The following is an 18,806-nucleotide window of genomic DNA, read 5'->3' on the forward strand; positions in this document are numbered from 1 at the left end:
GCTACGGCCTTCACGCCTCGATCCACGCGTCGTGCCAATCCCCCGAGCCCCAGCGCGGCGTATTGTGGTCCCCGTGCACGCGCTTGCTCGTCGCCGACAGGAAGGTGCGCTCGGTCATCATCCAGACCGGGATCTCGTCGTTCACCGCCTTGACCCACTGGGCGTACAGCGCCTTGCGCTTCTCGGGATCGAGCTCACTCGCCGCCTCGTCGGTGAGGCGGTCGACGAGGTCGGATTGCCAGCCGTACTGGTTGGTCCAGGGCGCGCCCTTCGGCGAGCCGGAGCGGTACCACACGGTGGTCGAGACCGCCGGATCGCCGCGATACTGGTGCCAGCCGGTGGCGAGGTCGAAGTTCCAGTCGCGGTAGACCGTCGAGAGGGCCCCCGCCGTGTCGAGGTTGACGATGTCGACCTTGATCCCGACCGCCTGGAGCGATTGCTGGATGAAGGTGGCGAGCAGCGGCACGTCCTCGCCGTTCATGATCGGCACGAGCTTGAGCGAGAAGCGGGTGCCGCCGGCGCCGCGCTTGAACCCGGCCTCGTCGAGGAGGGCCGCCGCCTTCTTCGGGTCGAAGGCGTAGGGCGCCGGGTTGTCCGGGTAGAAGGCGGTCGAGGAGGACGGGATCGGGCCGGTGGCCGGCTTGCCGAGGCCGTAGATGAAGTTCTCGATGAAGAACGGCACGTCGATGGCGTGCGCGATCGCCCGGCGCACCCGGACATCCGCCAGCTCCTTGCGGCGGGTGTTGAATTCGAGCGTGTTGTTGAAGGCGTTGGCCTCCAGTCCCTTGCTCGACACGGTGAAGCGCTTGTCCGACTTCAGCCGGTCGAGATCGGCGAGCGCCAGCGCGTTGTAGGTCGAGAGCTGGACCTGGCCGGTCTCGAGCGCCGCCGAGGCCGCCGCCTTGTCGGTGATGAAGCGCCAGACGATCCGGTCGAGATAGGGGAAGCCCTCGCGCCAGTAGTTTTGGTTGCGCTCGGCGATGACGTGCTGGCCGCGCTCGTAGGACACGAACTTGAACGGCCCGGTGCCGATCGGCGCGGTGTTGGCCGGGTTCTCGAGCACGTTGGTGCCCTCGAAGACGTGCCGGGGCGCGACGTAGCCGAGGTCGCACAGCGCCCGCAGCAGCAGGTTCAACGGAATCGGCCGGGAATAGCGGAACACCGCCGTGTGCGGATCGGGCGTGTCGACGGCGTCGAGATACAGTTGAAGCTGTGTGCCGTAGTTCAGGTACTTCTTCCACAGCTCCATCGCGGTGTACTGCACGTCGGCGCTCGTGAACGGCTTGCCGTCGTGCCAGGTCACGCCCTGGCGCAGCGTGAAGGTCACGGTCTTGCCGTCGGGCGCCGCCTCCCAGGAGGTCGCGAGCACGCCGGCCGGCTTGCCGTCCTGGTCGAGATCGACCAGCGGCTCGACGATCTTCGAGGTGATGACGTAGACGCCGGTCGAGGCGCGGATCGCCGGGTTGAGCACCCGCTGCTCGCCGTTGAGCTGCACCGTCAGCACGCCGCCGCGCCGGGGAGTTCCGGCCGAAGTCCCGCTCCCTTGCGCGAGCGCCCGCGTCAGGGCCGCCGGGCTCCAGGCCGCGGTGCCGAGCGCGAGAAGGCCGGCCCGCTTGAGGGCGTCGCGGCGGTCGATGATCATCCTGTGTCCCCGTCGTCGTTCGGGCGCCATCCTTGCTGCAACGCAGCGCCGGCGCAATGGACGAAGCGCGGCAATTTCCGCTCCGTCCGGAGGCACTTCGTCTGCCGTGGGCCCGATCCGGAGAAGATTTGTCGTCGCTTGGCCCCGGACATCGGGCATCGGGTCGCGGGCGGCGGCCGGTCGGGCGAGGAAACATCGGGCGCGACCTGGCGTTCTGGCCTCGACCTCGTTCAACCCCTCCGGGAGGAACCCCCGATGCCGATCCCCACCCGCGCCGTTGCGGCCGCCGCCTTCCTCGCCGTCGCCCTGCCGGGCGGGGCCCGCGCCGCCAACGACCTGCCGCCGCCGAAGACCGACGCGATGCCCCCGGTCGAGGTGACGATCACCGCCGAGAACGGCGCGCCGCGTTGCGCCCCCGCCGAGCTGCGCCTGCCGGCTCAGAGCAACGTCGACCTGCACGTGACCAACCAGTCGAACCTGCAGGTGTCGCTCACCGCGCCACAGATCTTCCAGAACAAGAACGTGCTGCACCACGACGGCGACGTGGTCCACGTGGCGAGCAACGACGCCTACCTGATCAAGGCCAACGGCAAGGGGGAGATTCGCCTGCGCACCATCGCGCCGGGCGAGTACACCTATGGCTGCACCGCCACGTCGAAGCAGGATCAGCCGTTCACCGGCAAGCTGACGCTGGTCGATCCGGCGAAGTAGGCGGGACCGCCGCGATCGTCCCGGAAAACCGGACGATCGCGGCGGGCCCCCTCCCCTGGCCGGGCTCAGAGTTCGAAAATCCGGTACGGAACCGGCACGGCTCGTGCCTCCCCTCCCTTTCGAAAAGGCGGTTTTGCTGGCGCGCGGTTGGCGCTAGGCTCCCGACCGAAGAGGCCGGGGCGCGAGACCCCGGCGACGGGAGGAATCGCGGATGGACTTCACCCTCTCCGAGCGGCAGCGCCACTGGCGCGACCGGGTCCGGGCCTTCATGGACGAGCATGTCCGCCCGGCCGTGCCGACCTACAAGGCCGAGATGGAGGCCTTCGGCACCGATCGCTGGCAGCCGGTGCCGGTGATCGAGCGCCTGAAGCCCAAGGCCCGCGAGGCGGGCCTGTGGAACCTGTTCCTGCCCCCCTCCCCCGAGCACGACGACGGGACGTTTCGCGGGGCGGGTCTGACCAACCTCGACTACGCGCTCTGCGCCGAGGAGATGGGCCGGATCCAGTGGGCTTCCGAGGTGTTCAACTGCTCGGCGCCCGATACCGGCAACATGGAGGTGCTGCACCGCTACGGCACCAAGGCGCAGAAGGAGCGCTGGCTCACCCCCCTGATGGCGGGCGAGATCCGCTCGGCCTTCCTGATGACCGAGCCGGACGTCGCCTCCTCGGACGCCACCAACATCGAGACGAAGGTTCGCCGAGACGGCGACCATTACGTGATCAGCGGCCGCAAGTGGTGGTCCTCGGGCGTCGGCGATCCGCGCTGCGCGGTCGCGATCGTGATGGGCAAGACCGACACCAGCGCCCCCCTGCACCAGCAGCAATCGCAGATCCTCGTCCCCCTCGACACGCCCGGGATCGAGGTGGTGCGGATGCTGCCGGTCTTCGGCTACGACGACGCGCCCCACGGCCACGCCGAGGTGATCCTCAACGACGTGCGGGTGCCGGCCGAAAATCTTTTGCTCGGCGAGGGCCGCGGCTTCGAGATCGCGCAGGGCCGGCTCGGGCCGGGGCGCATCCATCATTGCATGCGCACCATCGGGGTGGCGGAAGAGGCGCTGGAGAAGATGGCCAAGCGCCTGCTCGGCCGCGTCGCCTTCGGCAAGCGCATCGCCGACCACTCGGTCTGGGAGCAGCGCATCGGCGAGGCCCGCACCGACATCGAGATGACGCGGCTCCTCTGCCTCAAGGCGGCGGACATGATGGACAAGGTCGGCAACAAGGGCGCCAAGCTCGAGATCGCGATGATCAAGGTCGCGGCCCCCCGCATGGCGCTGAAGATCATCGACGACGCGATCCAGGCCCATGGCGGCGCCGGCGTCAGCAGCGATGCCGGCCTCGCCTATTCCTACGCCCGCATCCGCACGCTGCGCCTCGCCGACGGGCCGGACGAGGTCCATAACCGCTCGATCGCCCGGTTGGAGCTGGCGCAGTACGGCAACCGCGAGCGGCCGAAGGCCTGACGGCGCGGCGGGACGAGCGTCCGCGCGGGGCGCCGGTTCGAGAGAACGGGCTTCCAGCGCGGGCAGAAAAACAGCACGACGATGCTTTTGACGGCGGGCGGCGGCGTGACGAGGCGAGCCAACGCCAAGATGAACCGCAATTCAATCGACCTGCCCCACCGTCGATCCGATCATCGGGCTCCCTGAAACGGCGGCGCGGCCCCTTCGCTCCTGCACGATGGCGCTCCTTCTCCCGCGCGTCGCCGTGCAGGCCCTCACGGCGGAGGAGGTGGGCCGGGCGCGGATGCTGACCGAACCGGTCTACGTCCGGCCGATCCATGGATCTCACCGCCAGTGCGGCGGCGCCTGCCTCGAGAGCGGCAGCCTGTCGTGGTTCCGCGGCGCGCGCCAGCAATGCAGCCTCGATCGCGCGATCGCGCCGCCTGTCCGCCGCTGCGCCTCGCCATAGATCGGAGGGCGAGACACGAGGAGGCGAGCATGACCGAGACGAGTGCGGGACCGATCCACGCCTTCCTCGCCGGCCGCGGCCAAGACGGGCGCGGGCGCTACCTCGCCGAGGTGCTGGCCTTCGACGATGCCCGCATCGAGGGGGTGCACGACTTCATCCAGTGGTTGTTCCCGCTCAGCGAGCCGAGCCGGGCGGTGCCGGGGGCGCCGGTGCTCGGGGCGGCGGAGGCGGTCGCGATCCGGGCCGATCCGGCGGCGCGGGCCGGGCTCCTGGCCGCGCGCGACCGGATGCTGCGCTTCTACGCCGGAACCGATGGGTGGCTGACGGCCTTCGACCACAACCACCTGCGCATCACCCGCATCCTCACCGCCCTGCGGGATCTCGTCGGGCGGGAGGAGGCTCGGACCTTCCACGAGGCCGTTCTCGGCCTCGACCAGGCGGCAGGCTCCCCGGTGAACCCGAGGAGCCTCGAATATTGGCGACGGGCCGTCGAGGACTAGAAGAACGCCTGCAAGCCCGTCTGCGCCCGGCCCAGGATCAGGGCGTGGACGTCGTGGGTGCCCTCGTAGGTGTTCACCGTCTCGAGGTTCTGGGCGTGGCGCATCACGTGGTACTCGCCCATGATGCCGTTGCCGCCGTGCATGTCGCGCGCCTCGCGGGCGATGGCCAGCGCCTTGCCGCAATTGTTGCGCTTGACCAGCGAGATCATTTCCGGCGCCATCCGGCCCTCGTCGAACAGCCGGCCGACCCGCAACGAGCCCTGGAGGCCCAGCGCGATCTCGGTCTGCATGTCGGCGAGCTTCTTCTGCACCAGCTGGGTCTGGGCGAGCGGCCGGTTGAACTGCTTGCGGTCGAGCGTGTATTGCCGCGCCCGGTGCCAGCAATCCTCGGCGGCGCCCAGCGCCCCCCAGGAGATGCCGTAGCGCGCCCGGTTGAGGCAGCCGAACGGACCCTTCAGCCCCGAGACGTTCGGCAGCAGCGCGCTCTCCGGCACCTCGACGCCGTCCATCACGATCTCGCCGGTGACCGAGGCGCGCAAGCTCAGCTTGCCCTTGATCTTCGGCGCCGAGAGCCCCTTCATCCCCTTCTCCAGGATGAAGCCGCGGATCTGGTTGTCGTGGGCCGGGGACTTCGCCCAGACCACGAACACGTCGGCGATCGGCGCGTTCGAGATCCAGGTCTTGGCGCCCGACAGGCGGTAGCCGCCGTCGATCTTGTCGGCCCGGGTCTTCATGCCGGCCGGATCGGAGCCGGCATCCGGCTCGGTCAGGCCGAAACAGCCGACGAACTCGCCCGACGCCAGCTTCGGCAGGTATTTCTTGCGCTGGTTCTCGTCGCCGTAGGCGTAGATCGGGTACATGACGAGCGAGGATTGCACGCTCATCATCGAGCGGTAGCCGGAATCGACCCGCTCGACCTCGCGGGCGACGAGGCCGTAGGCGACGTAGCTTGCTCCGGCGCAGCCGTATTCCTCCGGCAGGGTGACGCCGAGCAGGCCGAGCTCACCCATCGCGTTGAACAGCGAGCGGTCGGTCTTCTCCTCGGCATAGGCCTCGACGATGCCGGGCAGCAGGCGCTCCTGCGCGAAGCTGCGGGCCGAGTCGCGGATCAGGCGCTCGTCGTCGGTGAGCTGGTCGTCGAGCAGGAACGGGTCGTCCCACCGGAACGCGCCGCGGGTGCCCTCGTGGGGCTTCACCGGGCTCAGGTTGGTCTGGGTCGCGACCGCGGCGGACGGGGCGTTCATCTCGTCTCCTCCATGCATTTCGTGCGGGACGTTACCCCGGGTGCGCCGGCTTCGCCAGGATGCGAAACCGCATTCCGCACGCGCCAGCCATGCGGGCAGACAGGGGCTGCCGGGCGGATTACTTCACCTGCTGCTTGTCGAGCTTGCGGGCCAGCGTGCGCCGGTGCATCCCGAGCCGGCGCGCGGTCTCCGAGATGTTGAAGTCGGTCTCGACCAGGGTCTGGTGGATGCGCTCCCATTCGAGGGTCTTGATCGAGGTCGGCCGGCCGTCGAGGGAGACGTCGACGTCGCCTTCCGCCTTGGAGAACGCCGCCTCGATGTCGTCGGTGTTGGCGGGCTTGGCGAGATAGTGGCAGGCGCCGAGCTTGATCGCCTCGACCGCCGTCGCGATGCTGGCATAGCCCGTCAGCACCACCGTGAGGATGCCCGGATCGTGGTCGTGGAGCGCCTTGACGCAGGCGAGGCCCGATTCGCCGTTGAGCTTGAGGTCGACCACGGCGTAGGCCGGCGTGCGCTCGGCGAGCAAAGCTTCGAGGGGGGCGAGGCCCGCCAGGCTCACCACGGTATAGCCGCGCCGCTCCAGCGAGCGGGTCAGGGTGGCGGCGAAGCGGTCGTCGTCCTCGACGATGACGAGCAGGCGGTCGTCGTCGGACATCGTCACACCGTCAAACTGGAGAGCGGCAGGCTGATGGTCACGACGGCGCCTCCGTAGCTGCGGTTGCGGGCTTCCACCGTGCCGCCGAGCTTGCGCACGACGTTGACGACCAGGAACAGCCCGAGCCCGCCGCCGAGGCGCCCCTTGCTCGATGTATAGGGCTGGCCGAGCCGCGCCAGCATCTCGGGTGCGAAACCCGGGCCGCGATCGGTGACCGAGAGCCGCAGGGTATCGCCGTCGCGCAAGGCAGCCAGCTCGACGAAGTTCGGCGACAGGTCCAGCGCATTGTCGAGGACGTTGAACAGCACCTGCTTGAGGGCGGTGTCGGAGACGATCTCCTCGTCCTCGCCGAACTCGTCGCGGACCTGGAGGCAGAAGCAGGAGCGCATCCGCCGCCAGTCGCCGACGAGCTCGGTGACGAAGCCGCGCACGGTGGTGAGATGGGGAGCCTCGCCGCGGGCGGCGCCGGCGGCGAGCAGGATGCCGGTGACGATCGCCTTGCAGCGCCCCACCGCCTCCTGCATCTCCTCGATCTCGCGGGCGATGTCGGGAGACGAGGTCAGTTCCGGCATCCGGCGCCAGTCGCCGAGGATCACCGAGAGCGAGGAGAGCGGCGTGCCGAGCTCGTGCGCCGCCCCGGAGGCGAGGAGGCCCATCCGGACGATGTGGTCTTCTTCCGCCGCGCGCTGGCGCAGGTCGGCGAGCCGCGCATCCTGCCGGCGCAGGTTGCGCGAGATGCGGGTGACGAACACCGCGATCAGCGCGGCGTCGATGACGAAGCTCACCAGCATGCCGACGAGGTAGAGCCGAAAGAGCTCGCCGCTGTCGCCCGGCGGCAGCACCAGCGGCCGGTAGGCCAGCATCAGCACGCCGAGCGCCGCGGTGGTGATGGCGACGAGGCCGATCGTCGCCCGGCTGCTCAAGAGCACCGCCGCGAGGGTGAGCTGGAGCAGGAACAGCGAGGTGAACGGGTTGGTGGCGCCGCCGCTCAGCGAGAGCTGCAGCGTGAGCGCCACCACGTCGAGGAGGAGGGCCATGAACAGCACCCCCTCGGTGACGCCGCCGCCGCGGGCGATCCAGCCCAGGCTGACGAGGTTGAGGAGGACGAGACCGGCGAGCACCACCGCCATCGCCCCGAGCGGCAGGGCGATGCCGAGGCCCGCTTGCGCCACCGCGATGGTGACGACCTGGCCCGCCACCGCGATCCAGCGCAGCTGCACCAGGAGGAGGAGGTTCTGGCGGCCGCCGTCATGGTCCTCGGGCGCGCCGGACTCGCCGAGACCGGCCAGGGAGCCGATGCCGAGGTGGCGGGCAGCGGTGACGAGGGTGGCGCGGGCGGTGCGGCGCAGGTCGGTCATGGGGATATGACCTGCGCCACCCCGAACCCTCCCCCCTCTGCGGGGGAGGGTGCCCCGCGAAGCGGGGCGGGAGAGGGGAACCACGCTTCCGGAGAGAACTGAACCGTTCTGAAGGGCGCGAGCTGGATCAGCGTCGCGCTGCCCCTCTCCCGCCCGGCTCCGCCGGGCACCCTCCCCCGCAGAGGGGGGAGGGTTCTCGCGCGTGCGTCCCGTCTCGAACTCATCGCTCCGAAAACCCGCCTCACCGCTCCCGCAGCGCCCGATACGCCGCATAGCCCGACAACGCCGCGAGCCCGAACCAGGTCAGCGCGTAGATCAGGTGATGGTTGCGGAACGCCACGACGGTCAGCCCGCCGACCGGCGCGCCCGGCCGGTTGCCGGAGGCGTCCGCGTCGATGAAGTAGGGGGCCGCCGGGCCGAGACCCTTGGCGTCCGCGATCGCCGCGACGTCGCGAGAGTACCAGCGGTCATGGGCCGGATCGTTGCTGCGCAGGAAGCCGCCGCCGGGCTCAGGGATCCGCAGCAGGCCCGTCACCGTGACGCTCCCCTCCCCGTCTCCCGGCGGAGGCTGCCAGTCGGGGGGCACGAAGCCGCGGTTGACGAGGATCGTGTCGCCGGCCTCGGTCACGAGGGGTTCGAGCAGCCAGGAGCCGGCGCCCTTCTCGGTCACCGCCATGGTGCGGACCGCGCGGCCCGAGAGGAAGCGGCCCCGCGCCGTGACGCGGCGGTACTCGTCGGCGTCGCGAGAGATCGTCGGCCACGCGGCCCGACCGGGTGCCGGGACGGGGGGGCTGGCGAGCCGCGACTCGACGCGGGCGATGAGGTCGAGCTTCCAGGCCCGGCGCTCGACCTGCCAGATCCCGAGACTGAGGAACAGGGCGGTCGCGAGCAGCGAGAGCGCCACCAGGAAGAGGCGCTTGCGCCGGGGCGGAGCCGCCCCGGCCGGCTTCACGAGTTGGTCGCTCGCCGTCACGGCATGGTGCGCATGTCGCTCGGCGACACCGGCATCATGTTGGTGTTGAGGTGGTACATCACCCAGAGCGAGCCCGAGAGCGCGATCACCACCAGCACGATGGTGAAGATCAGCGCCATCATGGTCCAGCCGCCTTCCGAGCGCGCGTTCATGTGCAGGAAGTAGACCATGTGGACCACGATCTGCACGACCGCGAAGGCCATGATGACGAGCGAGGTGACGCGGGCGTCCGAAAAGACCTCCGCCATCACCAGCCAGAACGGGATCGCCGTCAGGATCACCGACAGGACGAAGCCGGTGATGTAGCCCCTGCGCGAGCCGTGCCCGGCCTCGTGATGGTCGTGGACGACCTCGACGTGCACGGAGCCGGAATGGACACCGTCGGAAGCGGGAGCGCGGGCGCTCATGTCAGGGACCCCATCAGGTAGACGAAGGTGAAGACGCCGATCCAGATCACGTCGAGGAAGTGCCAGAACATGCTCAGGCACATCAGCCGGCGGCGGTTGGCCTCGATCAGGCCGCGCTGGTGCACCTGCACCATCAGGGTCACGAGCCAGACCAGCCCGAAGCTGACGTGCAGGCCGTGCGTCCCGACCAGGGTGAAGAACGAGGACAGGAAGGCGCTGCGCTGGGGCGTGGCGCCCTCGTGGATCAGGTGGGCGAACTCGTAGAGCTCGAGGCCGATGAAGCAGAGGCCGAACGCCCCGGTGATCGCCAGCCAGGCTTGCGTCATCCGCTGGTCGCCCTTCTCCATCTCCAGCATGGCGAAGCCGTAGGTGATGGAGGAGAAGAGCAGCATGGCGGTGTTCACCGCCACGAGCTTGAGGTCGAACAGGTCCGCTCCGGACGGGCCTGCCGCGTAGTTCCGTCCGAGCACGCCGTACGTCGCGAACAGGATCGCGAAGATCAGGCAGTCGCTCATCAGGTAGAGCCAGAACCCGAGCATGGTCCCGCCCTCGGCGTGACCGTGCTCGTCGGCGACGTAGAAGTGCAGCTCGCCGTCGCTCGCCGTGACCGTGTGTGACTGTGCCATGGGTTCCTCAGGCTCCCACGGGGGTGGCGGCCGGGGCGAGGGCGAGCGCGCGGGTGCGTTCGTCCTCGGTCCGCGCCACCTCGTCGGCGGGGATGTAATAGTCGCGGTCGTAGTTGAAGGTGTGGATGATGGTCGCCGCGATCACGCCCACGAAGGAGATCGCTGCCAGCCACCAGACGTACCAGACCATGGCGACGCCGAAGACGGTGGCGATGGCGGCGATGATCACGCCCGCGCCGGTGTTCTTGGGCATGTGGATGGCCTTGTAGCCCTCCAGCGGACGCTTGTAGCCGCGGCTCTTCATGTCCCACCAGGCATCGCCGTCATGCACCATCGGGGTGAAGGCGAAGTTGTAGGCCGGCGGCGGCGAGGAGGTCGCCCATTCGAGGGTGCGGCCGCCCCAGGGATCGCCGGTGAGGTCGACGAGCTGCTCGCGCCGCAGGATGCTGACGGCGAACTGCACGATCATCGCGCCGATGCCGCAGGCGACCAGGAGGGCGCCGAAGGCCGCGATCACGAAGAGCGGCTGGTACTCGGTGCCCGAGAACGAGCTCATGCGCCGGGTCACGCCCATCAGGCCGAGGATGTAGAGCGGCGTGAACGCCACCCAGAACCCGCTGACCCAGCACCAGAACGAGACCTTGCCCCAGAACGGGTCGAGGCGGAAGCCGAAGGCCTTCGGCCACCAGTAGTAGATGCCGGCGAAGAGGCCGAACAGCACGCCGCCGATGATCACGTTGTGGAAGTGCGCGACCAGGAACAGCGAGTTGTGCAGCACGAAGTCGGCCGGGGGCACGGCGAGCAGCACGCCGGTCATGCCGCCGATCACGAAGGTCAGCATGAAGGCGACGGTCCACATCATCGGCAGGTCGAAGCGGATCCGGCCGCGATACATCGTGAACAGCCAGTTGAAGATCTTCGCGCCCGTCGGGATCGAGATGATCATCGTGGTGATGCCGAAGAACGAGTTGACGCTCGCCCCCGATCCCATGGTGAAGAAGTGGTGCAGCCAGACCAGGTAGGACAGGATGGTGATGACGACCGTGGCGTAGACCATCGAGGCGTAGCCGAACAGGCGCTTGCCGGAGAAGGTCGAGGTCACCTCGGAGAAGATGCCGAAGGCCGGCAGCACCAGGATGTAGACCTCGGGGTGGCCCCAGATCCAGATCAGGTTCACGTACATCATCGGGTTGCCGCCGAGATCGTTCGTGAAGAAGTTGGTGCCGACGTAACGGTCGAGGGTGAGCAGCGCCAGCACCGCGCCGAGCACCGGGAAGGAGGCGACGATCAGGATGTTGGTGCAGAGCGAGGTCCAGGTGAAGACCGGCATCTTCATCATCGACATGCCGGGCGCCCGCATCTTGACGATGGTGGCGATCAGGTTGACGCCCGATAATGTCGTGCCCACGCCCGCGATCTGCAGCGCCCAGATGTAGTAGTCGACGCCGGTACTCGGCGAGTAGGCGATGTTCGAGAGCGGCGGATAGGCGAGCCAGCCGGTGGCCGCGAACTCGCCGACGAACAGCGACATCATCGTCAGGACGACGCCGCCGGCGGTCATCCAGAAGCTGAAGTTGTTGAGGAACGGGAAGGCGACGTCGCGGGCGCCGATCTGCAGCGGCACCACGAAGTTCATCAGCCCGGTGACCAGCGGCATCGCCACGAAGAAGATCATGATCACGCCGTGGGCGGTGAAGATCTGGTCGTAGTGGTGCGGCGGCAGGAAGCCTTCGGCGCCGCCATGGGCGATGGCCTGTTGCGAGCGCATCAGCACCGCGTCGGCAAAGCCCCGCAGCAGCATGACGAGCCCGAGGATCATGTACATGATCCCGATCTTCTTGTGATCGACGCTGGTAATCCAGTCGCGCCAGAGCGGGCCCCAGAGCTTGTACTTGGTCAGCACGCCGAGGACGGCGAGGCCGCCCAAAGCCACGACCAGGAAGGTCACCACCACGATCGGCTCGTGGAGCGGCAGGGATTCGATGGTGAAGCGGCCGAACAGCAGCCGCCACCAATGCGGGTAGGCTTCGATCGGATTGTGCTCGGAATTCATGGCTCAGCCTGGAGTGCAGGTCGGTCTGTTCGGGGTTGGATCCAGGCAGAACGGCATGGGGCAGCTCTGCTCGGCTCCTTGTTCGCGCATCGCGGTCACCGCCGAACCGGTGACCGCTTCGGCACCGGCCGTTCGCGGCCGGTGCGATGGGTTTCAGTTCAGGCGCGGCGTCGTGGTGGACGCGGCGGACGTCTTCGAGGCGTTGCCGAGGCCGTAGGCGTCGGCGGGGGTGCAGAGGGCGGTGACGAAGGTCGCCTGCTGGGTCGCGCCGGTGCCGCGACGAACGGCCTTGTCGTAGGTGAGGCTCATGACGCTGTGCAGGCCCTCGCGGCCGCCGCCGCCGCGGGCGTCGATCGCCGCCATGTCGTGCATGCACATCTTGGCGCGGTCGACACACATGTTGAGGATCGCGTCGTAGAGGTCGGCGTCGACGGTCTTGTAGTAGCGCACCGGCTCCTTCTCGCTCGGGCGCTCGAGCTTCAGGTAACCGGCCCGGTCGAGGCCGCCGCCCTCCTGCTTGACCTTGGCGACCCAGGCGTTGAACCCGCTCTCGTCGACGCCCTTGAAGGTGAAGCGCATGTGCGAGAACCCGGCGCCGCTGTAATTGGCCGAGAAGCCCTCGTAGTCGCCGGCCTTGTTGATCACGGCGTTGAGCCGCGTCTGCATGCCCGGCATGGCGTAGATCTGGCCGGCGAGCGCCGGGATGAACAGCGAGTTCATCACCGAGGAGGAGGTGATGCGGAACTCGATCGGCCGGTCGACGGGGGCGGCGACCTCGTTGAGCGAGGCGATGCCCTGCTCGGGGTAGAGAAACAGCCACTTCCAGTCGAGGGCGACGACCTGGACCACCAGGGGCTTGCCCGAGACCATCGGGTCGCCGACACTCGAGACGATCGGCTTCGAGGCGCTGATGCGGCTGACCGACCGGTAGGGATCGAGCAGGTGGGTGCCGAGCCAGGTGAGCGCGCCGAGCGCCACGATGATCAGCAGCGGCGCCGACCAGATCACCACCTCGAGACCAATCGAGTGATGGAAATCGGGGTCGTAGACCGCCTTCTTGTTGCCCTCGCGATAGTGCCAGGCGAAGGCGATCGTGAGCGCCATCACGGGAATGATGATGAGGAGCATCAGAACCGTGGAGGCGATCAGCAGGTTACGCTGCTGCAGCGCCACGTCGCCGGAAGGCGATAGGAGCACCATATTGCATCCTCCGGTCAGGAGGATGAACGGAAGTACGAGGAGGAGGCGCAAGTGTTTCACGGGCAGCCCGGACGATCAGCTTTCGGCTCCTGTCCTGTACGCCCGCCGGGGCCCCGGGGGGATTGGACGTTTTGTCCAGGCCCCCAAAGGACCGGTTCTCCTCTAAGGAAGGGGTCTTCGTAGCGTGACGAAGCAGGATTCCGATATGGCCACGATCACGGCGGATCCCGCCGCCGCCTCCTCCTCCAAGCCGGAACGGGACGCCCGCCTGGCCTCGTCGGAGCCGGGCCACGTCGCCCCCGGCGAGATCGCCCTCGGGGTCATCATCGGCCGTACCTCCGAGTTCTTCGACTTCTTCGTGTTCGGCCTCGCCTGCGTGCTGGTCTTCCCGCGCCTGGTCTTCCCCTGGGCCGAGCCGGTGGCCGGCACGCTGTACTCCTTCGGGCTCTTCGCCCTCGCCTTCGTGGCCCGCCCCGTCGGCTCGGTGCTGTTCATGGCGATCGACCGGCGCTACGGCCGGGCGACCAAGCTCACCATCGCGCTGTTCCTGCTCGGCCTCTCGACCTGCCTGATCGCGTTCCTGCCGGGCTACGAGACCATCGGCACCTGGTCGGCGGTGCTGCTCGGCCTGTGCCGCATCGGCCAGGGCCTGGCGCTCGGTGGTGCCTGGGACGGCCTCGCCTCGCTGCTCGCCCTCAACGCCCCCCCGAGCCGCCGCGGCTGGTACGCGATGCTGCCGCAGCTCGGCGCGCCGGTCGGCTTCATGCTGGCGAGCGGGCTGTTCGCATTCTTCCAGCTCCAGCTGTCGGATGCCGACTTCATGGGCTTCGGCTGGCGCTACCCGTTCTTCGTCGCCTTCACGATCAACGTCGTGGCTCTGTTCGCGCGCCTGCGCCTCGTGGCGACCGAGGAGTTCCGCCGCCTGCTCGAGGCCGACGAGCTCGAACCGGAGCCGGTCCTCCAGACGGTGCGGGCCAGCGGGCGCAACATCCTGGTCGGCGCCTTCGTGCCGCTCGCCTGCTACGCCCTGTTCCACCTCGTCACGGTCTTTCCGGTCAGCTGGATCAACCTGTTCACCGGCCGCTCGGTCGGCGAGTTCCTGATGGTGCAGTTCGCCGGCGCCACCGTCGCCACGATGACGATCGTCATGTCGGGCCTGATCGCCGACCAGATCGGCCGTCGCTCCACCATCGCCCTCGCCGCGGCGCTGATCGGCCTGTTTGCCCTCGGCAGCATCGTCGCCCCGCTGCTCTTCGGCGACAGCATGGCCGGGCAGACGATCTTCGTGGTGGTCGGCTTCGCGCTGCTCGGCCTCGCCTACGGCCAGAGCTCGGGCGCCATCGCGGAGAACTTCGGGACCAAGTACCGCTACACCGGCTCGGCGCTGACCTCCGACCTCGCCTGGCTCGTCGGCGCCGGCTTCGCCCCGCTGGTCGCGCTCTACGCGTCGAGCCATCTGGGGCTGCCGTGGGTCGGCGTGTACCTGCTGTCGGGTGCGGTCTGCACCCTCGGCGCGCTCGGGCTCAACCGGCGGCTCGGCACGACTGCGTAGTAGACATCCTCTCCGCCCTCTTGTGGGTAGAGATTGCGAAATTTCGGCGCCGCCAGATGAACTTTGGCGGCGCCTCGGCGGATTTTGGAAAAGCCCGTAGCTTGGCGAAGTGGCGGCAGCCGTGGTCTCTGCGCAGGAGACCGGTTGTCGAGCCAGACTGGTCGATTGGGCTTTTCTGGCACGCTTCCGCCTACGACCTGTGCGAGCACCGAAGCCGACTGCAGCAGCGTCATGAGCGACGAAGACTCAAACGACTGGCGCCTCGACAACGCCAGCCATCTCAAGGGCCTCCGGCTTCAGTTCCGGCGCTACACGCGCTGGAGCGAAACCTGGGACCACGATCATTGCGCGGGCTGCTGGGCGACGCTCGCCGAGTTCGATGGCCCGGACATCCTGCACGAGGGCTATGCGACCTGCGACGACTACGAGCGCGGCGCATGCGCCGAATGGGTCTGCGCCCAATGCTTCAACGATCTCAAGGACAATCTGGGATGGACGACACTCCCAGAGCCCCCTCTTCAACCTCCCGCTAGCTCCTTCCCGGAACAAGAAGCGAAATAGCGCTTCTACTCCGCTCCCACCCGGAACCGCGCCGCGTGGCTGCCGATCTCCTCGAAGGCCCCCGGCGTAGCCCCAGCCTCGGACAACGCCGCCCGCGCCTCCTCCGGGGTCACGCTGCCTGGGAGCGCCAGGAGCTGGCTCAAGCCCCCACTGACGCCGGCGCTCGCCACCACCTCGCCGCCCAGGCCTACCACCGCCGCCGCCGCCTCGTCGCGCCATCGCTCGAACCGGGCGGCGTAGAGCACCCAGTCACGCTGGGCCGCAGCCGGATCGTCGAGGGGCTTGGCGATGCAGAAGACCGGGGTGCCGGCCGGGTGGCCGGGCCGCTCGATGAAGGGGAGCCGGGCGATCACCTTCGGCCGCCCCGGGCCGGCGAGCAGGCGCCACCAGGCGCCCGCCGTCACCCCCTGGTCGAGGCGGAACACCCCGAGATCGCCGCGCGAGGCGGCCACCGCGGCGATGACCGCCGCGGCGCTCGGATGCGGCCGGTACGGCACCGTGAAGCCGAAATGGAACCGGGCCGAGTCGCGCATCGGCGCGTCGCCGCCCGAGACGTCGGCATGGACCGCGAACGGCGCCTGCACGTAGGTGAAGGTGGCGATGATGACCCGCCAGATCCCCTCCACCGTGTCGAGGGGGAGCAGGCCTTCGTGGCGCTCGGCGATCATGCGCATCATCGAGGCCTCGCGGCCGGGCCGGAAGGCGGAGCCCGAGGCCGAGGTCTTCTTGACGGCGATCAGCCGGTCGATGATCCGGCCGCGCTCCATCAGGAGGTCGTGCATGGCCGAATCGATGCGGTCGATGTCGGCCCGGAGGGCGGCGAGGTCGGCGGGCGGGGTCGTCATGGCGTCCCGTTGAGGCAGAAGCGGAAAGATCCGTCTTACGACCCCCCAGGCCCGCGGGCCAGGGCCACCGGCATGCAGGCGCGCGAGAGAAGTCCCTTCCGTCGATTGACGGCGCGACAGCGAAGCCCTACCTCTTTCGTCCGTTGAAGCGGAATTTTTGGACGCTTTAACGACCGGTCCGGTTTGGAGAACGAACCGCCTCCGGAATTTTTCGCCAAAGCCTCGTCAAGCCCGCCGCCCGGCGACAGCCCCGTGAGAAGCATGGCCACACCACTCCTGAAGCCCGGCGTCGATCCCGCCTCCCAGGCGGTCGAGCCGACGAGCCCCGTCGCCCTTTTCGGAGCGGACGAAGCCCTGGCGATGGATGCGGGCATGGACCTCGCGCCCTGGCAGATCGCCTACCAGACCGCCGGCACGCTCAACGAGGCGCGCAGCAACGCGGTGCTGGTCTGCCACGCGCTCACCGGCGACCAGCACGTCGTCAACACCCATCCGGTGACCGGCAAGCCCGGCTGGTGGGAGCGGCTGGTCGGGCCCGGCAAGCCGGTCGACACCGACCGCTACTTCGTGATCTGCGCCAACGTCGTCGGCTCCTGCATGGGCACGACGGGGCCGGCCTCCCTGAACCCGGCGACCGGCCGGGCCTACGGCCTCGACTTCCCGCTGGTGACGATCCGCGACATGGTGCGTGGCCAGGCGATGCTGCTCGACCGGCTCGGCATCAAGGACCTCTTCCTGTGCATCGGCGGCTCCATGGGCGGGATGCAGGTGCTGCAATGGGCGGCGAGCTACCCCGAGCGGGTCTTCGCCGCGATGCCGATCGCCACGGGCGCGCGCCACTCGGCCCAGAACATCGCCTTCCACGAGGTCGGCCGGCAGGCGATCCTGGCGGATCCGAACTGGCACGGCGGGCGCTACCTCGACGTCGGCACGCGGCCCGCCAAGGGGCTCGGCGTCGCCCGGATGGGCGCGCACATCACCTACCTGTCGGAGCCGGCCCTCCACCGCAAGTTCGGCCGCCGCCTGCAGGACCGGGACGCGCCGACCTTCTCCTTCGACGCCGACTTCCAGATCGAGAGCTACCTGCGCCACCAGGGCATCACCTTCGTGGAGCGCTTCGACGCCAACGCCTACCTCTACCTCACCCGGGCGATGGACTACTTCGACCTCGCGGCCGACCACGGCGGCGTGCTCGCCAATGCCTTCCGGGGCACGCGGACGCGGTTCTGCATCATGTCCTTCACCTCCGACTGGCTGTTTCCGACCGCCGATTCGCGGGCGATCGTCCACGCGCTCAACGCCGCGGCGGCGCCGGTCGCCTTCGTCGAGGTCGAGAGCGACAAGGGCCACGACGCCTTCCTGCTCGACGAGCCGGCGATGATCTCGGCGGCCAAGGGCTTCATCGCGGCCGCGGCCCGGGAGCGCGGCCTGTGAACGTCACCGCTTCCCTCGCCCCCGCGGGCCTGCCGCAGGACGCCACCGGCTCCGCCCGCATCGACCACTTGGTGATGCTCAACCTCGTCGAGCCCGGCTCGCGGGTGCTCGACGTCGGCTGCGGCGACGGCTCCCTGCTCGCGCTCCTGCGCGACCGGCGCGGCGTCGACGGCCGCGGCATCGAGCTGTCGCGCGAGGGCGTCAATGCCTGCCTCGCCCACGGCCTGCCGGTGATCCAGGGCGACGCCGACACCGACCTCGCGGCCTACCCGGACGACGCCTTCGATTACGTGATCCTGTCGCAGACGATCCAGGCGACGCGCCAGCCCAAGGAGGTGCTGGAGCATCTGTTGCGGATCGGCCGGCACGCGATCGTGTCGTTCCCGAATTTCGGCCATTGGCGGGTGCGCAGCGAGTTGATGCTGCGCGGCCGGATGCCGGTGACCGACACCCTGCCCGATCCCTGGTACGCGACCCCCAACATCCACCACTGCACCATCCGGGACTTCGTCGGCCTGTGCCGCCTCGTCGGCGCGCGGATCGAGCGTGCCTCGGCGCTCGACGCCTCGGGCCACCCGATGCGCTTCGCCCTGCCGTGGTGGGTGTGGAACCTCGTCGGCACGCAGGGGGTGTTCCTCCTGCGGCGGGGGTGAGCAGGTCTCGGCGCCGGCGGCCCGCCGGCGCCCCTTCGCCGTCGCTGCTCGTCCTGGCGCTCGCCTGCGGGCCGGCGCTCGCCGAGGAGGCCGACCTCGCTGTCCTCGAGACCCGCTGGCACGCCTGCGTGCGGCAGGCCTTCACCGGCCAGCCCCTCGGGATGGAGCGGCGGGCGGCGCAGCGCGCGGCGCTCGCCGCGTGCAAGCCGCAGGAGGACGCCTATGTCCACGCGATGCTGGCGGCGCAGGAGGCCGAGGCCCGCGCCCGCGCCACACGCGGCGTCGCCGCCCGGGCACGGGACTGGGCGCTCGGCGCAGCAGGCTCGGCGCGGGCCGTCGTCGGCGGACTGATGGACCGCCTGCGCTGGTGAACCGTCGCGCTCCGGCTTGGTTGAGAGCCTGAAAGCCCCCATCGCTCGCGGGGCTTCCGGGGAAAAGAAAGAGCGTGGGTCCCCCCCTCTCCCGTTTGGGAGAGGGGCCGG

At 69.2% G+C, this 18,806-nt stretch carries 19 protein-coding genes; 9 read left to right on the forward strand and 10 right to left on the reverse strand.

Going from position 1 to position 18,806, the window contains the following annotated elements; all coding sequences use genetic code 11:
* Nucleotides 1-10: 10 nt before the first annotated feature.
* A complete protein-coding gene (locus tag DK412_RS20575) occupies nt 11-1,642 on the reverse strand; it encodes an ABC transporter substrate-binding protein (RefSeq protein WP_109973468.1) in 1,632 nt (543 codons plus the stop codon).
* A gap of 255 nt (nt 1,643-1,897) precedes the next feature.
* On the opposite strand from DK412_RS20575, the gene DK412_RS20580 reads away from it, so the two are divergent.
* The 4 genes from DK412_RS20580 (at nt 1,898) to DK412_RS20595 (ending at nt 4,763) form a co-directional block, all read left to right on the forward strand.
* Nucleotides 1,898-2,353: a hypothetical protein gene (locus tag DK412_RS20580; RefSeq protein WP_109973469.1), complete on the forward strand. Its 456-nt coding sequence runs from the start codon at nt 1,898-1,900 to the stop codon at nt 2,351-2,353.
* Between the two features lie 211 nt (nt 2,354-2,564).
* Nucleotides 2,565-3,815 carry an acyl-CoA dehydrogenase family protein gene (locus tag DK412_RS20585; RefSeq protein WP_109973470.1) on the forward strand — a complete coding sequence of 417 codons (1,251 nt, stop codon included), beginning with the start codon at nt 2,565-2,567 and terminating at the stop codon, nt 3,813-3,815.
* 217 nt (nt 3,816-4,032) lie between these two features.
* Complete coding sequence (locus tag DK412_RS20590) at nt 4,033-4,263, forward strand: hypothetical protein (protein ID WP_109973471.1); 231 nt, start codon at nt 4,033-4,035, stop codon at nt 4,261-4,263.
* 29 nt (nt 4,264-4,292) lie between these two features.
* Complete coding sequence (locus DK412_RS20595; RefSeq protein ID WP_109973472.1) at nt 4,293-4,763, forward strand: opioid growth factor receptor-related protein; 471 nt, start codon at nt 4,293-4,295, stop codon at nt 4,761-4,763.
* Here DK412_RS20595 and DK412_RS20600 read toward each other — a convergent pair.
* The 8 genes from DK412_RS20600 to cyoA all read right to left on the reverse strand — a co-directional run bounded on the left by DK412_RS20600 (nt 4,760) and on the right by cyoA (nt 13,339).
* A complete protein-coding gene (locus tag DK412_RS20600; RefSeq protein WP_245447141.1) occupies nt 4,760-6,007 on the reverse strand; it encodes an acyl-CoA dehydrogenase in 1,248 nt (415 codons plus the stop codon). The two genes, DK412_RS20595 and DK412_RS20600, sit on opposite strands and share 4 nt — an antisense overlap.
* A gap of 118 nt (nt 6,008-6,125) precedes the next feature.
* Nucleotides 6,126-6,662, reverse strand: coding sequence for a response regulator transcription factor (locus DK412_RS20605; RefSeq protein ID WP_109973473.1), 537 nt, complete (start codon nt 6,660-6,662; stop codon nt 6,126-6,128).
* Between the two features lie 2 nt (nt 6,663-6,664).
* Complete coding sequence (locus DK412_RS20610; protein WP_109973474.1) at nt 6,665-8,020, reverse strand: ATP-binding protein; 1,356 nt, start codon at nt 8,018-8,020, stop codon at nt 6,665-6,667.
* Between the two features lie 241 nt (nt 8,021-8,261).
* On the reverse strand, nt 8,262-8,993 hold the full coding sequence (locus tag DK412_RS20615) for an SURF1 family protein (RefSeq protein ID WP_280953956.1): 732 nt from the start codon (nt 8,991-8,993) through the stop codon (nt 8,262-8,264).
* Entirely contained in the window at nt 8,990-9,400 is a 411-nt protein-coding gene (cyoD, locus tag DK412_RS20620; RefSeq protein ID WP_109973475.1) for a cytochrome o ubiquinol oxidase subunit IV, read from the reverse strand. The genes DK412_RS20615 and cyoD overlap by 4 nt, the downstream gene beginning before the upstream one ends.
* Nucleotides 9,397-10,026 carry a cytochrome o ubiquinol oxidase subunit III gene (cyoC, locus tag DK412_RS20625; RefSeq protein WP_109973476.1) on the reverse strand — a complete coding sequence of 210 codons (630 nt, stop codon included), beginning with the start codon at nt 10,024-10,026 and terminating at the stop codon, nt 9,397-9,399. The genes cyoD and cyoC overlap by 4 nt, the downstream gene beginning before the upstream one ends.
* A gap of 7 nt (nt 10,027-10,033) precedes the next feature.
* Nucleotides 10,034-12,079 carry a cytochrome o ubiquinol oxidase subunit I gene (gene cyoB, locus DK412_RS20630; protein ID WP_109973477.1) on the reverse strand — a complete coding sequence of 682 codons (2,046 nt, stop codon included), beginning with the start codon at nt 12,077-12,079 and terminating at the stop codon, nt 10,034-10,036.
* A 153-nt stretch (nt 12,080-12,232) separates the two neighbouring features.
* Entirely contained in the window at nt 12,233-13,339 is a 1,107-nt protein-coding gene (cyoA, locus tag DK412_RS20635) for a ubiquinol oxidase subunit II (protein WP_109973478.1), read from the reverse strand.
* A 145-nt stretch (nt 13,340-13,484) separates the two neighbouring features.
* On the opposite strand from cyoA, the gene DK412_RS20640 reads away from it, so the two are divergent.
* Together DK412_RS20640 and DK412_RS20645 are read left to right on the forward strand one after the other, a co-directional pair.
* Nucleotides 13,485-14,831 carry an MFS transporter gene (locus tag DK412_RS20640; protein WP_109973479.1) on the forward strand — a complete coding sequence of 449 codons (1,347 nt, stop codon included), beginning with the start codon at nt 13,485-13,487 and terminating at the stop codon, nt 14,829-14,831.
* A 231-nt stretch (nt 14,832-15,062) separates the two neighbouring features.
* The gene (locus tag DK412_RS20645) at nt 15,063-15,392 is read left to right on the forward strand and encodes a hypothetical protein (RefSeq protein WP_109973480.1); all 330 of its coding nucleotides are present in this window, start codon (nt 15,063-15,065) and stop codon (nt 15,390-15,392) included.
* 5 nt (nt 15,393-15,397) lie between these two features.
* Here the strand turns inward: DK412_RS20645 and DK412_RS20650 are convergent, their stop codons facing one another.
* On the reverse strand, nt 15,398-16,237 hold the full coding sequence (locus tag DK412_RS20650) for a chorismate mutase (protein ID WP_109973481.1): 840 nt from the start codon (nt 16,235-16,237) through the stop codon (nt 15,398-15,400).
* Between the two features lie 261 nt (nt 16,238-16,498).
* On the opposite strand from DK412_RS20650, the gene DK412_RS20655 reads away from it, so the two are divergent.
* From DK412_RS20655 to DK412_RS20665, 3 genes are read left to right on the forward strand one after another with little or no spacing between them, the layout of a single operon-like run.
* Nucleotides 16,499-17,671: a homoserine O-acetyltransferase gene (locus DK412_RS20655; RefSeq protein WP_109973482.1), complete on the forward strand. Its 1,173-nt coding sequence runs from the start codon at nt 16,499-16,501 to the stop codon at nt 17,669-17,671.
* Entirely contained in the window at nt 17,668-18,324 is a 657-nt protein-coding gene (gene metW / locus DK412_RS20660) for a methionine biosynthesis protein MetW (protein ID WP_109973483.1), read from the forward strand. The genes DK412_RS20655 and metW overlap by 4 nt, the downstream gene beginning before the upstream one ends.
* Nucleotides 18,321-18,695, forward strand: coding sequence for a hypothetical protein (locus tag DK412_RS20665; protein WP_109973484.1), 375 nt, complete (start codon nt 18,321-18,323; stop codon nt 18,693-18,695). The genes metW and DK412_RS20665 overlap by 4 nt, the downstream gene beginning before the upstream one ends.
* Nucleotides 18,696-18,806: the final 111 nt, after the last annotated feature.

It is taken from the genome of Methylobacterium sp. 17Sr1-1, from assembly GCF_003173775.1.
Classification (GTDB): domain Bacteria; phylum Pseudomonadota; class Alphaproteobacteria; order Rhizobiales; family Beijerinckiaceae; genus Methylobacterium.

What these genes read in the sequence shown, in the direction of transcription:
- cyoC (WP_109973476.1), bottom strand. Translation starts at nt 10,026, where the DNA reads ATGGCACAGTCACACACGGTCACGGCGAGCGACGGCGAGCTGCACTTC.
- DK412_RS20580 (WP_109973469.1), top strand. Translation starts at nt 1,898, where the DNA reads ATGCCGATCCCCACCCGCGCCGTTGCGGCCGCCGCCTTCCTCGCCGTC.
- cyoD (WP_109973475.1), bottom strand. Translation starts at nt 9,400, where the DNA reads ATGAGCGCCCGCGCTCCCGCTTCCGACGGTGTCCATTCCGGCTCCGTG.
- DK412_RS20575 (WP_109973468.1), bottom strand. Translation starts at nt 1,642, where the DNA reads ATGATCATCGACCGCCGCGACGCCCTCAAGCGGGCCGGCCTTCTCGCG.
- DK412_RS20610 (WP_109973474.1), bottom strand. Translation starts at nt 8,020, where the DNA reads ATGACCGACCTGCGCCGCACCGCCCGCGCCACCCTCGTCACCGCTGCC.
- DK412_RS20600 (WP_245447141.1), bottom strand. Translation starts at nt 6,007, where the DNA reads ATGAACGCCCCGTCCGCCGCGGTCGCGACCCAGACCAACCTGAGCCCG.
- DK412_RS20640 (WP_109973479.1), top strand. Translation starts at nt 13,485, where the DNA reads ATGGCCACGATCACGGCGGATCCCGCCGCCGCCTCCTCCTCCAAGCCG.
- DK412_RS20650 (WP_109973481.1), bottom strand. Translation starts at nt 16,237, where the DNA reads ATGACGACCCCGCCCGCCGACCTCGCCGCCCTCCGGGCCGACATCGAC.
- cyoB (WP_109973477.1), bottom strand. Translation starts at nt 12,079, where the DNA reads ATGAATTCCGAGCACAATCCGATCGAAGCCTACCCGCATTGGTGGCGG.
- DK412_RS20585 (WP_109973470.1), top strand. Translation starts at nt 2,565, where the DNA reads ATGGACTTCACCCTCTCCGAGCGGCAGCGCCACTGGCGCGACCGGGTC.
- DK412_RS20605 (WP_109973473.1), bottom strand. Translation starts at nt 6,662, where the DNA reads ATGTCCGACGACGACCGCCTGCTCGTCATCGTCGAGGACGACGACCGC.
- DK412_RS20645 (WP_109973480.1), top strand. Translation starts at nt 15,063, where the DNA reads ATGAGCGACGAAGACTCAAACGACTGGCGCCTCGACAACGCCAGCCAT.
- DK412_RS20590 (WP_109973471.1), top strand. Translation starts at nt 4,033, where the DNA reads ATGGCGCTCCTTCTCCCGCGCGTCGCCGTGCAGGCCCTCACGGCGGAG.
- DK412_RS20655 (WP_109973482.1), top strand. Translation starts at nt 16,499, where the DNA reads ATGGCCACACCACTCCTGAAGCCCGGCGTCGATCCCGCCTCCCAGGCG.
- DK412_RS20595 (WP_109973472.1), top strand. Translation starts at nt 4,293, where the DNA reads ATGACCGAGACGAGTGCGGGACCGATCCACGCCTTCCTCGCCGGCCGC.